The organism is Mammaliicoccus sp. G-M28, assembly GCF_022386595.1.
GTDB lineage: Bacteria > Bacillota > Bacilli > Staphylococcales > Staphylococcaceae > Mammaliicoccus > Mammaliicoccus fleurettii.
Genome location: NZ_JAJNIF010000002.1, coordinates 370,301 through 384,838, shown reverse-complemented (window position 1 = coordinate 384,838; position 14,538 = coordinate 370,301). Strand labels below are relative to the sequence as shown.

Genomic DNA, 14,538 nt, shown 5'->3' with positions numbered 1-14,538 from the left:
TTGTTGAACGTTTCCCTAAGAAAAATTCTGAAGATGCAAAACTGTTACTTAAATCTATTTTTAAAGCACCTACTTATCAACATGCATTACAACTTAAAGAAGAACTGATAACTAAATATCAAAATAATCCAAAGTATTCAGAAGCACTCAATATATTAGATCAAGGCTTCGAAGATGCTGCTCAGTTCTATAGGTTCCCAGCACAACATCATAAAAGTTTACGTACGACTAATTCTATTGAGAACATCAATATGCAAGTTAGAAAAAGAGAGAAAGTCATTAAGACTTTCCCTAATTTAGACTCTGCTTTTAGATTAATTGGTGCTGTACTTATGGATATCCAAGAAAATTTTGATAGTTCAAAACGACCTTTTATTACTTAGAATTACTACTAATTTTTTTTTAAAATTAGTAGAGATTAACAAAATATATCAGCTAAAAACCAAGCAGATATATTTTGTTAATACCCTAGAAAAACCAAAGGTTGATTACATCTAAAGATATTACACAAAATTATGGACTTGACTTAAAACGCACGAAGACTCCAGAGATATCGTGCGATTCAGGTCAAATCAGGCTAAAATGCACGAAGACTCCAGAGATATCGTGCGATTCAGGCAAAATCAGTCTAAAACGCACGAAGACTCCAGAGATATCGTGCGATTCAGGCAAAATTCGGTCAAAACGCACGAAGACTCAGAAGATATCGTGCGATTCAACACATATCATATTAAATATAAAATAATGAGGCTAGGACACATTAAATGTCCTAGCCTCCTATTTATTATTTTGTTAGCATATTTTTTAAATACTCAGTTTGTTTCTCTATTGAAATTGGGTCTGAATACATAAATTCATTTTTTGGATAATAATAAACGTGATCTTCTTTAACTGCTTTTGTGTTTTTCCAAATGCTACCGTCGATTAATGAAGAGGTTGGTTTTTTACCGTCTTCAGTTGGTATGAGTAAATAATCACCTGTATATTTGCTGAAGTTTTCAAATGAAGTTGTTAACCAGCCTTCTTTTGGTATATCTTTTTCTGCGGCTGCTGGGTGTTTAAATCCAAAGCCTTGATAGATGACTTCTGAACCTCTGCCAAAGTTTTTACCTATTAAAGTTAATTCTTTTGGACCAACTTCCATAATCGAAACTGTGCTATCTTTACCGATTTCTTCTTTTACTGTTTTACCTTCTTTAGACATTAAGTCTTCTAATTCTTTTACTTGTTCTTTTGCTTTATCTTCTTTACCTAGTAATTTCCCGATTTCAACGTGCACTTCTTTAAATGTACGTTTACTATGATCAAATGGAACTGTAGGTGCTATTTTTTCGAATTTTTTAATTTGAGGATTTGCGTTATACGTGATGATTAAATCAGGTTTTAATTTTGTTACAGCTTCGATGTCTTCTGATCCAACGCGTTTAGCATCTTTATCGTCTACATATTTAGATTTAGGGAAATCAGCGTCTGTCCCAACTGGATCTACACCAAGCTTTTGGAAGCTACCTTGATCCGTTGTTAATACAACAACTCGTTTTGGCTTATCTGGAATTTCAACAGTTTTACCTTCGTCTGTTTTGTATTTATGTGTATTACTTTTTGATGAATCGTCATCTTTATTTCCACAAGCTGCTAAAATAAGTAACAATGTAGTGATTAATACGAATAATTTTTTTGACATATTTTTCTCTCCTAATTGGTAATTACTTGCAATTATAACATGTAATTTCTATGAATTGATTTTATGTTTTAAAATTTCTAATTTGTTTATTAAAAACATATGATTCATAATATGAGTAATTAAGGAAGTGATGCTTTATGGAAGAAATTAGAATTGAGTGTCCAGATATTTTCGACTATGAACAATGTTTAGCTTATTTAAAAAGGGACGAAAATGAAGTGCTCTTTGATATAGTGGATGACAAAATTTATCGTGCAATAAAGATTGATGATATTAAATTGTTGTTGTCTATTTCTTATGAACGCCACTATTTAATAGTAGAAATTTTAAATGATATATCTATCTCACCTGAAAATACAGAAAGGTTAGTAAATTTTATTGAAGAATGGTTTGATTTTTCTGCAGATTTATCTTTATTTTATCAATATGGTAGAAAAAATGAGATATTGGAACCTTTAATAAATGAATTATATGGATTGAGATTAATCAGAATACCTGACTTTTTTGAAGCTATTTCCTGGGGGATAATTGGACAGCAGATTAATTTAACTTTTGCTTATCAACTGAAGAAGAGATTAGTAGAAAGTTATGGTGAAAAAATGACGTTTGAAAATAAATCATATTATATTCACCCAACAGTTGATGTGATATCCAAAATTACTGTAAAAGAATTGATGGATTTAAAATTTTCTAGAAGAAAAGCTGAATATTTAATCGATGTAGCAAAGATAATCCATTCACAAATGTTAACTAAAGATATGCTATTGAAAATGGAAGATGAGGTAGAAATTGAAAAAACACTTGTTAATATTAGAGGCATTGGGCCGTGGACTGCACATTATGTCATGATGAGGTCAATAGGAGTTAAGAATGCTTTTCCTATTGGAGATGTTGGTTTACAAAATGCTTTGAAAGCTATATTAAATTTAGAGCAAAAGCCTTCAAAAGAACAAATGATTGCTCTGAATAAAGGATGGGAAATGTGGAGTTCTTACGCAACATTTTATATTTGGCGAGCACCATATATTAAAAAATAACAGTTTGGATAGGGAAATCGTTTAATAACGTAGATCCCAGTCCAAACTGTTTTTTTATAAAGTTTCCTCTTTACCATTAAATATAAGTTTCGGTTCAATTGTAGCTTTTAGTGAATGTGCAACTGTACAATACTTTTCTACACTTAATGTAATTGAGCGTTTTAATTTTTTTAAATCAACTTCGCCTTCAACATCAAAAATTAAATTTACATGTTTAACTGCACGAGATGTTATATCTTCTCTCTCATCATCTACTGTAATTTCCAATTTCGTAACATTGGCTAATCGTTCTTTCATAAGATTTGTAACATCTATACCCGTACATCCAGCTAAACCACTTAACATTAATTCAACTGGTGAAGGGCCATTGTCATCTCCACCAGATTCAGTAGGGGCATCAGAAACTATATTATGACCGAATTTTGATTGTGCTTTAAAAGTTTTCTTACCTTGCCATGTAGATTTAATCATAAAGATAACCTCCATATCATTCATATTTGCTTTAATTGTACCAACTTAAAGTAAGGCACACTAGTAAATTGTCTATAAATGAACATTAATTAAATCGCTTGTATTATATCTATCTTCAAAGTTTTTAACTTTTTATAAAGTTTTTTTGTTTTATGTCTTATTGTTCATATTCAGTTCACATTGGGTCGTTATTATAAGTTTATACATTAAGAGAGAGGAACGGATAAACATGAAATTAGCACTTAAAGAACTTACTTATTACAAATTTAAATACTTACTTGTAACTTTAATTCTATTCTTATTAGCATTTTTAGTATTATTTATTTCAGCATTAGCACAAGGGTTAGCGAAAGAGAACGTTTCAGGAATTGAACAATGGAATAAAAGTGAATATGTCATAGCGAGTGACGCAGACAATAATTTAAGCCAATCAAATATCACTGATAAATCAGATGAGGCAATTAACAATGTAGCAAAAGGTGACACAATCAAGACAGCAATGCAGAAAGTTGAAACAGATAGTGGTAAAACAGATTTAATGTTTACACAACTTACAGATAACATTAAACCTGATCCTTCAGAAGGTCACATACCGAAAAGTGACAATGAAGTATTACTAAACGAGAAATTGAAAGCTGAAGGATTTGAAGTAGGGGACAAAATTAAAATAGCAGATAAAGATCAATCATTTAAAATCTCTGGATTTGCTAACAATATCATGTTCTCACATACTTCAATGGCATACGTTAATGAAGATGGAATGAACGATTTAAAAGGTAATCACATTTCAGTTGTTGCTTACGATAGTTTAAGTGACAGCCAAAAAGATGAAATCAACAAATTAGATGACGTAAAAGTTATTTCACAAGATGATATGTTAAATTCAATTCCAAGTTATAATGCAGAACAACAACCATTAAACTTGATGATCGTATTCTTATTCGTAATTTCAGCAATCGTTATTACAGCATTCTTCTACGTAATGACAATTCAAAAAACTAGTCAATTCGGAATTTTAAAAGCAATCGGTACGAAAAATAAAAATTTAATATCTTCATTAATGCTTCAAATATTAATTATTACATTAATCGGAGTTGCATTAGCAATCGCAGTAATTTTAATTTTAGGTGGCGTGATGCCAGTAACAATGCCATTCTTCCTAAATACGAACTTGATGTTATTGATGGTTGCAGTATTCATTGTCGTTTCATTAATCGGAGCAGTATTATCACTTGTTAAAGTTATGAAAATTGAACCACTAGAAGCTATAGGAGGAGAATAATTATGGGATTAGTCGTTGAACATGTTACAAAATCATTCGGTGAAAAAGAAGCAAAAACTCAAGTATTAAATGATATTACATTTACAGCAGATAAAGGTGAATTAATCGTATTAAACGGTGCATCTGGATCAGGAAAATCAACATTATTATCAATCATCGGTGGACTTTTAGGTAAGAGTTCAGGAGAAATCACTTTAGATGATTTAGATTATGTGAATTTATCAGATAAAAAACTTACAGATATGAGATTAAACCAAATAGGATTTATCTTCCAATCATCACATTTAATACCTTATTTAAATGTAACAGACCAATTAACTTATGTAGGTCAAATGGCTGGAATGGGTAAAAAAGCTGCAAAAGAAAGAGCAGAAAAATTATTAACAGAAATAGGTTTATCACATAGATTGAAATCATATCCAAACGCATTATCAGGCGGGGAAAAGCAACGTGTAGCTATAATGAGAGCGTGGATGAACCAACCAAAAATGATTTTAGCAGATGAACCAACTGCAAGTTTAGATTCAAAACGAGCAAATGAAGTAGTTAAAATGATCAAAAATAATGTAAAAGAAAATAATTCAATCGGTATTATGATTACACATGATGAAAGAGTATTTGAATTTGCAGATAAAGTGATCAAATTAAGTGATGGCAGAATAGAAGATAAAACATCATAAAATAAAAAACACTAGTATTATAATGAAAAGAGGCGGAGACAAATAATTTGTCTCCGCCTCTTATTTTTAGTACTAAAATAGAATATGTTGAATGTGAAATCGCGCTAACGAGCAAGAAAATGTAAACAAGCACGTTAGAAAATCTAACGTGCAAGACTAGAAAAACAAGCTCGTTAGCGACTAAAAAGGCATTAGAAAAGTATAAAATAACACTAAATAAAGATGATTTAGTGTTCTAACGAGCAAGAAAATGTGAACAAGCACATTAAAAAATCTAACGTGCAAGACTAGAGAAACAAGCTCGTTAGCTTACTGTTAACCAATCAACTTAGCCAATTTATACGATATTATTTTTTCATAAACCCTTTAATATTCAATTTCTCTAATATATCTGGTCTTGTTTTTTGACTCATCATTTTTCTAATTTGTTCGGACCATGATTCAGATCGTTTGCCGTTAGAGCGTTGTTCATAATACTCTTTAATATCATTGTCATATTGTTTGATTTGTTCAAGTTGTTGTTCTTTGTCTGAGTTATATTGATTCTCATGAAAAACATGTTCGAAAGGTAATCGTTGTTTTGGTGAACCTTGTTCATCGTCACTTGGCACGCCTACAGCCATACCGAATAATGGGAAGACATGCTCAGGTAAGTCTAATATTTCACTTACACGACCAACATCATTTCGTAAAGAACCTAAAAATACAATTCCAAGACCCATATCTTCAGCAGTTAGTGCTACATTTTGTGCTGCTAATGCAACATCAATTGTGCCTACTAAAAGACCTTCCGCTGATTCAAAGCTTGTTTCCATATTTCCATTTGTTTCTTTATTAATTAAACTATGTCTATAATAATCAATTACATAAACGAATAAGTAGCCATTGTCTACAACATGTTGTTGTCCAGAAATTTCTTTTAAAGCTTTCTTAATTTCAGGGTCAGTAATACCGATAATAGAATACGCTTGTACATAGCTAGATGTAGAAGCCATTTGTCCAGCTTCGACTAATTTTTGGACAGTTTCTTTAGATAGAGGTTCATCTTTAAACTGGCGAATAGATCTATGTTGTTGAGTTAAATCATATACAGATTGTTTCATTACTTAGTTCTCCTTTTTGATACATATGATATATAAATGTTATCAAATTTATAAGAATTATTCATTTTAGCTGACTTATGATTAAAAAATAAAGGATTGGAAGCTGCAAGAGCAATAGGCTCAACGGCGAAGAAATTGCTAAACAAATAGGAGTTAGTAGATCTACAGTGTATCGGGTTATTAATCATTAAATCCTATTCTATTATGTACTTTTCATTCCAAATCACGATGATGTTATAATGTATGTAACGAAAATAAGTATACACTTATACACCAATCCACTCACTATTAACTTTTCTTTTTTAGGTGTATATATTAAGTAAAGTCAGCCGTTTCATTAATAATACTGAAATTTTAAACCTAGCTTTTACTTTTAAATTTTTATGTACTATTATATTAGCACTTTTTATACATAATGAAGTTATATGGTTTTTATGGATAATCCCTTTATCTATTTCTTCGTTATTTGATAATTTTATGGCACCACTTGTTTACGCGAAAGGGGAACTAACTATGGATTTTAGAGATTTAGAAATAATAAAAACGCTGAATGATGAAAGAAATATTACAAGGGCTGCGACAAAGTTATATGTATCTCAACCTTCGTTAAGTTACAAAATTAATACTATTGAACGAGAGCTTGGAGTGTCTTTAATAATACGTACTAAAAAAGGCATTAGATTTACTCCTCAAGGTCTTCATCTCGTTGAGTATGCTAAGAAAACTTTGAATGGATTCAATGAGATGAAGGATAATCTTCATAGCATAGATAACGAAAATGAGGGCGTAATCAGACTTGGTGTTTCTCATAATTTAGCGAGATATGATTTGCCTGAAATACTTAGTAGTTTTACGAATGATTTTAATAAAATTCAATTCAAAATTATTACTTCTTGGAGCCAATCTATTTATAAATTAATAGCATCTGATGAAGTTTCGCTTGCAATAGTAAGAGGAGATGTATCTTGGAAAGGCTATAAAATTCTATTAGATCAAGAACCTATATGTATAATCAGCAAAGATGAGATTGATATAGAAAACTTACCTTCAAAGTCAAGGATAGCTTTTAAGACTGATATAGGATTACAAAATACTATTGATAACTGGTGGAAAGAATCTTACAATGAGCCTCCGAATGAAGCGATGTTAATTGATAACATAGAGTCTTGTTTGAAGCTAGTAGAAAAAGGCATGGGTTATGCAATTGCTCCCAATATCGGTATCAGAGACCATGAAAATTTAAATATAATACCTATAAAAAACAAAAAGAATGAAATAATTTATAGGGATACTTGGTTATTATATAGGGAAGAAGTGGATTATCCATTAATGCAAAAGTTTATTAGACACATTAAATCATATTATAAGTATATTGATTAGTATAAGCAAAGTGTCATAAAAATATTTTATGATAGTGAATAGAATATATGTATTTCCTTTCTACTATTTTATTATGTAATCTAAATTTAAATACTTTTAGATTACTTTTTTTATGGAGGGATATTTTTGAAAAAATATGACGTAATTGTAGTTGGAACAGGAAATGCTGCACTAAGTTCAGCGATATCAGCAAAAGAGAATGGTAGTGAAGTGCTTGTATTAGAAAAAGCTCCCAAAGAAAAAAGAGGAGGAAATTCAATATTTACTGATGGAGCAATAAGGTTTGCTTACAATGATTTACAAGGAATCAATGAAGTTGTCACAGCACTATCAGAAAGTGATTTATCAAAAATACAAATGCCTGATTATAATACTGAAGACTTTTATGAAGATATTTTAAAAGTAACTAATGGTGAGAGTAATCCAGAATTAGCAAAATTTTTATCAAATGAATCATTTGAAACTATTTTATGGATGAAAAAACAAGGAGTAGAGTTTCAATTAAATGAAAATCAGTACTTTGAAATTAATGGAAATAGAAATTTTTGGGGTGGCTTGCCTATAAAGACAGTGGATAAAGGGATAGGATTAATGAACACTTTATTTGAAAGATCCCAAGAACTAGGTATCGATATTATATATAGTGCTGAAGTTAATAAAATAAAAATGGATCATAATAAAGTATCAGCAGTAACTTACCTGGATAATAATAAGCAAGGGGTAACTGTAAATACTGAGGCAATTATATTAGCATGTGGTAGTTTTGAAGCGAGTATAGAAAAAAGAGTTGAAAACTTAGGTGAAGAATGGGAAAAAGCAATTGTTAGAGGTACTGAATATAACACAGGTGACGGAATAGAAATAGCTACAGCAATTGGAGCTAAAAAAGCAGGTCACTATGATGGTTGTCATGCTCATACTACAGATTATAACGCTCCTAAGGTGGGTGATTTTTCAAAACCTGGTGATATTTATAAAAAATCATCTTATCCACTGGGCTTAATCATTAATAAAAATGGAGAAAGATTTGTAGATGAAGGTGCTGATTTTAGAAATTATACTTATGCAAAATATGGAAAAGAGACTTTGAGACAACCTGATCAAAAAGCTTTTCAAATTTTTGATTCTCAAGTCAGCCCTATGTTGAGAAAAGAATATAATTTAAAAGAAGCGACTAAGATTGTAGCGGACACTTTAGAAGAACTAGCTATAAAAATGGAGATAAATCCTGATAATTTTATTAAAATGATTGAGAAATATAATTCTAGTGTTCAAGATGGAGACTACAATCCAAGTGTGAAAGATGGTAAATCTACAAAAGGTATTAGCCCAGAAAAGACGAATTGGGCATTAAAATTTGACCAAGCACCTTATTATGCTTTCCCTATTACATGCGGCATTACTTTTGCTTTTGGAGGTATTTCTACAAATACTAAAGCTGAAGTTTTAGATGAACAAAACAATCCTATAGATGGATTATTTGTAGCAGGAGAAATGGTAGGGGGATTGTTTTATCATAATTATCCAGGAGGATCTGGTTTAATGTCAGGTTCAGTTTTTGGTAAAAGAGCTGGGAAATCAGCTGCTGAGTATGTACAAATGAACAAATTAGAAAATTGAGCATAGTTTTTTATATATTGTAAAAAAACAAGTTTTATTTTGCTTTGTAATAGCCCAATTGAATAGATGTTACAAATAAATATCCAATAGCGACAAGCGTGCATAATGAATTCTATAGAAGCATTTGCCCTTGATCGCTCTGGATGTTTTAATAAATAATCTAATTATATTAGCATACATAGCTAACATTTTACTATTATAAAAAATCACTGTATTTAATGACTGATTATGTTCTGGTTAACATTTTTAATAAAGTATCATACAAATATTTGTAAACGCTTTCAAAATAAGGGGTGGTTCGATGAAAAGATGGGGTATTTTAATCATCGTTTTTTCAATTATATTAGCAAGTTGTGGCAAAGGTAATAATTCAAAGGCGTCAAATAATCAATTTCCCAATGAAACGGTAGAAATTGTTGCACCGGCTTCACCTGGAGGCGGCTGGGATACAACAGCTCGTGCTATCCAAAAAATTATGATGGATGAAAACTTAACCAAGCAAAACGTCAATGTTATTAATAAACCTGGAGGTGGCGGAGAAATAGGTTGGCAATATTTAAAAACACGTTCACCGAACACTATATCTATTAATTCCAGTTTATTATTATCTAATAACGAATTAGGATTAAGTGATTTAAGTACAGATGATCTCACTCCTATTGCTATTTTAGCAACTGAATGGATTAGTTTAACAGCATCCAATAAATCTAACTTAAGTTCTGGTAAAGAAGTGATGGAAAAACTAAAAGATGATCCAGAATCTTTAACTATAGGTGTTGCACCAGGTTTAGGCAACAATGATCACTTAGCTTTTGTACAGGCAGCTAAGGCGTATGGCGTTGATGTAGATAAAATAGATTTCCTTGTATATAAAAGTGGTGGAGACTTACAAACCGCTTTATTAGGAGGACATGTAGATGTTGCCTCTACTTCTGTCTCTGAAGTAAAAGAACAACACCAGATTGGAAAGTTAAAAATATTGGCAGTGACTTCTGATGAACCTGTTGAAGGTATTGAAGAGGTACCTACATGGAAAGAACAGGGTGTTGATGTTGTCTTTCCACATTGGCGTGGTGTGATGGGGCCGAAAGATATGACACCAGAACAAATTGCCTATTGGGATAAAACTATGAAAAAAGTAGTGAAATCGAAAAGTTGGCAAAAAATAAGAAAGAATAATGATTGGCAAAACTTTTACAAAGACAGTAAAGAAAGTAAGGAATTTTTAGAAGATCAACGTAAGAAATATAAAGGATTAGTCAAAGATTCAGGAATGAAATAAAGGGGGAGTATAAATGTCACGACTTGTCTTTCCAATATTATTAATATTATTTGGCGTTATTTATTTAGTGTTGACTTTAAATATACCTAAATCAAATATTGGTAATCCAAATAGCCCAATGTATTTTCCAATGTTAGTTGGATTATTACTTCTTATAATGAGTATTGCTTATTTCTTTCAAGAATTTAAAAAACGTAACGAATCATTTATAGCATTTTCGCAATTACTAGAGAGAAAAACATTCATACGTATCATCTTAACAATTGTATTAACAGTAATATACGCTTTAATATTCGAACGTCTCGGTTTTTTAATTTCAACAATTGTGTTCTTAGGTGCCATTATGTTCTTAATTAATGGATATAAAAGATGGTTACAAAATATTTTAGTTACGGTGATTTTTTCTGGCATTGCATGGTACACATTTTCACAATTATTGGATGTCAGCTTACCTTAAGGAGGTAATTTAAATGGGAATTGATGCAGGAAGTTTTTTAGAAGGACTATCAACTGCGTTTCATCCAATGAATATATTATGGGTGCTTATTGGTGGTTTTCTAGGTACAGTGGTAGGTATGCTACCAGGATTAGGACCTGCGACTGCGGTTGCAGTACTCATACCTATGACATTTGGTATGGAACCAGTGAGCGCATTGATTTTAATGGTTTCAATTTATTATGGTGCCATGTACGGTGGATCGAGAAGCTCTATTTTATTAAATACGCCAGGTGATGGTTCAGCGATTGCAGCTACATTTGACGGTTACCCAATGACCAAAAATGGAGAGGCTGGTAAAGCACTAACGATCTCAGCCATAGCTTCATTAATTGGGGGTATTATTGCAGTATTTGGTTTTATTATATTGGCTAAGCCGTTGTCTGACTTTGCTTTAAAATTTGGTCCACAAGAATATTTTTTACTATTCTTATTTACACTTTCAGCAATTGTAACTTTATCGGCTGGGAAGATGGTCAAAGGCTTTATTGCTACAAGTATCGGTTTAATTATTAGTACAATAGGTGTTGATTTACAATCAAGTATTTATCGTTTCACTTTTGACAATCCTCACTTAAGTGAAGGTATCGACTTCTTAGTTGTTATCATTGGTGTATATGCAGTAGCAGAGGTATTATATAATTATTTGCATTTAGATGCATTGAAACCACCTAATGCTGATGTAGGATCAATGAAATTATCAAAAGAAGATTGGAAACGAACAAGAGGTACTATGTTTCGACAAAGTCCAGTTGGATTTCTAATCGGTGTTTTACCAGGAGCTGGTGGTGCTATTGCGGCAATGTTAAGCTATTCATCAGAAAAACAAATATCGAAAAATGGTAAGAATTTTGGGAACGGCCAAATAGAAGGCGTAGCTGCACCAGAAGCTTCTAATAATGCGGCTGCAGTAGGCGCTTTAATCCCCTTATTAACGATGGGCGTACCAGGATCAGGGACAACAGCTGTAATTTTAGGTGCGGTGGTTATGTTAGGCTTACAACCGGGACCTTTATTATTTGAAAACGAACCTGAAATGATATGGACACTCATTAACAGCATGTTTATCGGTAATTTATTTTTAGTTATTATAAACATTGCTTTAATAGGCTTATTACTAAAGATATTACGTACACCACCTAAAGTTTTATATCCAATTATTTTGGTGCTAGCGTTTATCGGTACATATACATTAGGATATAGTATAACTGATTTCTATATTTTAATTATTTTCGGCATTATTGGATTAGTTATGAAATTATTAGATTTTCCACTTGCACCTTTGATTTTGGCAGCAATTATAGGTTCAGATATGGAACAGAATTTTCGTAAAAGCTTAATAGTAAGTAATAATAATGTAGCAGATATATTTTTGGGATCCCCAATTAGTATCGTGTTATCATTGATGACTATTTTTGCATTGTTTTATCCACTGATTATACAATTATCTAAAAGAAAGAAAATGAAAAAAATAGGATAATTAGCATAGTATTCACTTATACACCAATCCCCTCATTACTCGCAGTAGTGAGGGGTTTTTTTTGACTAAGTTGCTTTTTATAATGAAATACGATTTGTAAGAGAACTATGAATATATAATATTTTCATTTATTCTTTAGTCTTTTCCTGGACCATGATTGAATTTTGTTCCTTTACCTATAGCATAAAATTGTCCTCCAGCTACGTAGTGTACGGTACGTAATTCATCAGGAGCATCATCAAAGATCCAATGACCATTGTTAAAGACACGATCGTCACTCCAAGCACCAACAATTTCGCCCATAAACAAGTCGTGTTCTTGTTCATTCTGCTCATTTGGCATTACTTTACATACAATCCAGCCAGCACTACCTTCAACTAATGGGATGTCAACGTCATCTTGATAAAATATAGAAAGGTTATCAAGTTTATTATCCATTTCTTTAGAGCTGTGTTCACCAACATATAAGACTGTTTCCATTTGTTTAACGGTTGGTATATGCACTACAAAATAACCACTCTGCTCAATAAGTTCACGTGTAAAAGCTTGTTTGCCAATATACGCCATAACTTTATAGTTTCCAACAAGGCCAACCCAAGCTGCCGCCATTACATTTTCAACGTTATCGTGCTTGGCAGAAATCATTGTTGTTGGTCCTACTTGTAATAAACGGTAAGCTTTAGATCTTTCAATAGGTTTAATTGCCATTATATATTCTCCTCTTTTATTTCAATTTATTTCTAATTGCTAGTATAATATGATGATATAAAAAAACTAGTATGCACTTTTTAGTAAGATACTATCAAAAAGGAGAGTATTGTATGAATTACTCTAAAACTACAAATGGACAAGTACTCAACAATAAAGGCTTTGATTATACGTTATCGCTTATAGGAGGGAAGTGGAAAATGCACATACTATTCTGTTTATTAACAGAAGAAATTATGCGTTATGGAGAACTGAAAAAATTACTTCAAGGCATTACTCACAAAATGTTGAGTAATCAATTAAAAGAGCTAGAGTTCGATGCACTTATTATCCGCCACGAGTACCCACAAGTCCCACCCAAAGTAGAATATTATTTATCAGAACGAGGTAAGTCATTAATGCCTGCGTTACAGGAACTTTGTAAATGGGGTTCAGAACATATAGAAGATGAATAATTAAGAGACTCCTTATTGAAAAAGGAGTCTGATATATATTGTGTGTCTTTTGTTATACTTATAAACACTATTAAGTATGCTAATAAGGAGGTATATTAAAAATGGATAATATTTATGATAACTCAGCATTTTTTGAAGGGTATAAGAATAAAAGGAATAGCCATTTAAGTTATAATGAGGTAGTGGAAATGCCTGAAATGAAACGCTTAATGCCTGACTTATTTGGAAAGCAAATACTTGATATTGGATGTGGGATGGGAAATCTTATAAACTACATGTTAACGTATAATCCAAACCATATAATAGGTGTCGAACAATCAAAAAACATGATAGATGAAAGCAGTAAGAAATTTAAAGATAAACCTGTGACATTATATCATGAGGATTTTATGAAACTTAATATAGATGAAACCTTTGATGTCATAGTGTCTTCACTAGTATTTCATTATATAGAAGACTTTAAAAAATGTTGTCAGAAATTAAATCAATTATTAAAAAGCGAAGGAACTCTTTTATTTACTATGGAACATCCAATACAAACCGCTACAATGGATCCAGAAGTTAGCAAAGAAGATGAAAACGGCATTTATTTGCGAATGGAACACTATTTTGATGAAACTATACGTTCTGCTAACTGGATAGGACAAGACGTCTTCAAATACCATCATACGATTGAGACTATTTTCAATAGTTTAATAAATAGTGGCTTTGAAATCGAATGTATTAAGGACCTTGGACAATCAGAAGAAGTATTTAAATACTATGATGAAGAACGTATCAACAAGTTAAAACAGTTTCCTCCGTTTATATTAATTAAAGCGAAAAAGAAATAAAGTAGCACTTATTTTCATTTTTTATGG

Annotated in this window: 16 protein-coding genes; 12 read left to right on the top strand and 4 right to left on the bottom strand. The window is 31.5% G+C overall.

All coding sequences use genetic code 11. The features are described 5' to 3' along the window. The coding region (locus LQ609_RS03760; protein WP_239734339.1) for a transposase at window positions 1–383 on the top strand (383 nt) is incomplete at its 5' end. Window positions 384–784: 401 nt separating this feature from the next. Here the strand turns inward: LQ609_RS03760 and LQ609_RS03755 are convergent. Beyond that, entirely contained in the window at window positions 785–1,684 is a 900-nt protein-coding gene (locus tag LQ609_RS03755; protein WP_078357288.1) for an ABC transporter substrate-binding protein, read from the bottom strand. A 137-nt stretch (window positions 1,685–1,821) separates the two neighbouring features. On the opposite strand from LQ609_RS03755, the gene LQ609_RS03750 reads away from it, so the two are divergent. Continuing rightward, the gene (locus LQ609_RS03750; protein WP_239734338.1) at window positions 1,822–2,721 is read left to right on the top strand and encodes a DNA-3-methyladenine glycosylase family protein; all 900 of its coding nucleotides are present in this window, start codon (window positions 1,822–1,824) and stop codon (window positions 2,719–2,721) included. 54 nt (window positions 2,722–2,775) lie between these two features. Here the strand turns inward: LQ609_RS03750 and LQ609_RS03745 are convergent, their stop codons facing one another. Then, the gene (locus tag LQ609_RS03745) at window positions 2,776–3,192 is read right to left on the bottom strand and encodes an OsmC family protein (protein WP_239734337.1); all 417 of its coding nucleotides are present in this window, start codon (window positions 3,190–3,192) and stop codon (window positions 2,776–2,778) included. Between the two features lie 229 nt (window positions 3,193–3,421). Here LQ609_RS03745 and LQ609_RS03740 point away from each other — a divergent pair, with 229 nt between their 5' ends. Beyond that, on the top strand, window positions 3,422–4,474 hold the full coding sequence (locus LQ609_RS03740) for an ABC transporter permease (RefSeq protein WP_107510068.1): 1,053 nt from the start codon (window positions 3,422–3,424) through the stop codon (window positions 4,472–4,474). 2 nt (window positions 4,475–4,476) lie between these two features. Next, the gene (locus tag LQ609_RS03735) at window positions 4,477–5,154 is read left to right on the top strand and encodes an ABC transporter ATP-binding protein (RefSeq protein WP_239734336.1); all 678 of its coding nucleotides are present in this window, start codon (window positions 4,477–4,479) and stop codon (window positions 5,152–5,154) included. Window positions 5,155–5,501: 347 nt separating this feature from the next. Here the strand turns inward: LQ609_RS03735 and nfsA are convergent, their stop codons facing one another. Then, a complete protein-coding gene (nfsA, locus tag LQ609_RS03730; RefSeq protein WP_208144099.1) occupies window positions 5,502–6,257 on the bottom strand; it encodes an oxygen-insensitive NADPH nitroreductase in 756 nt (251 codons plus the stop codon). A 95-nt stretch (window positions 6,258–6,352) separates the two neighbouring features. On the opposite strand from nfsA, the gene LQ609_RS12750 reads away from it, so the two are divergent. The 6 genes from LQ609_RS12750 (at window position 6,353) to LQ609_RS03705 (ending at window position 12,515) form a co-directional block, all read left to right on the top strand. Then, on the top strand, window positions 6,353–6,448 hold the full coding sequence (locus LQ609_RS12750; RefSeq protein ID WP_107510071.1) for an HTH domain-containing protein: 96 nt from the start codon (window positions 6,353–6,355) through the stop codon (window positions 6,446–6,448). Between the two features lie 322 nt (window positions 6,449–6,770). After that, window positions 6,771–7,637, top strand: coding sequence for a LysR family transcriptional regulator (locus LQ609_RS03725; protein ID WP_239734335.1), 867 nt, complete (start codon window positions 6,771–6,773; stop codon window positions 7,635–7,637). A 126-nt stretch (window positions 7,638–7,763) separates the two neighbouring features. Then, a complete protein-coding gene (tcuA, locus tag LQ609_RS03720) occupies window positions 7,764–9,257 on the top strand; it encodes an FAD-dependent tricarballylate dehydrogenase TcuA (RefSeq protein WP_078357295.1) in 1,494 nt (497 codons plus the stop codon). A gap of 301 nt (window positions 9,258–9,558) precedes the next feature. After that, window positions 9,559–10,539, top strand: a complete 981-nt coding sequence (locus LQ609_RS03715) for a tripartite tricarboxylate transporter substrate binding protein (RefSeq protein WP_239734334.1) — start codon at window positions 9,559–9,561, stop codon at window positions 10,537–10,539. A 13-nt stretch (window positions 10,540–10,552) separates the two neighbouring features. Beyond that, window positions 10,553–10,996 (top strand): tripartite tricarboxylate transporter TctB family protein, encoded by a 444-nt coding sequence (locus LQ609_RS03710; protein WP_078357297.1) that lies wholly within the window; start codon window positions 10,553–10,555, stop codon window positions 10,994–10,996. Window positions 10,997–11,009: 13 nt separating this feature from the next. Then, window positions 11,010–12,515, top strand: a complete 1,506-nt coding sequence (locus LQ609_RS03705) for a tripartite tricarboxylate transporter permease (RefSeq protein WP_078357298.1) — start codon at window positions 11,010–11,012, stop codon at window positions 12,513–12,515. Window positions 12,516–12,650: 135 nt separating this feature from the next. On the opposite strand, the gene LQ609_RS03700 is transcribed toward LQ609_RS03705, so the two are convergent. Next, window positions 12,651–13,223 carry a flavin reductase family protein gene (locus LQ609_RS03700; RefSeq protein WP_078357299.1) on the bottom strand — a complete coding sequence of 191 codons (573 nt, stop codon included), beginning with the start codon at window positions 13,221–13,223 and terminating at the stop codon, window positions 12,651–12,653. A 113-nt stretch (window positions 13,224–13,336) separates the two neighbouring features. Between LQ609_RS03700 and LQ609_RS03695 the strand changes: the two genes are divergently transcribed. Both LQ609_RS03695 and LQ609_RS03690 read left to right on the top strand, forming a co-directional pair. Then, entirely contained in the window at window positions 13,337–13,678 is a 342-nt protein-coding gene (locus LQ609_RS03695) for a winged helix-turn-helix transcriptional regulator (protein ID WP_239734333.1), read from the top strand. A gap of 101 nt (window positions 13,679–13,779) precedes the next feature. Continuing rightward, the gene (locus LQ609_RS03690) at window positions 13,780–14,511 is read left to right on the top strand and encodes a class I SAM-dependent methyltransferase (RefSeq protein ID WP_239734332.1); all 732 of its coding nucleotides are present in this window, start codon (window positions 13,780–13,782) and stop codon (window positions 14,509–14,511) included. Window positions 14,512–14,538 lie beyond the last annotated feature (27 nt).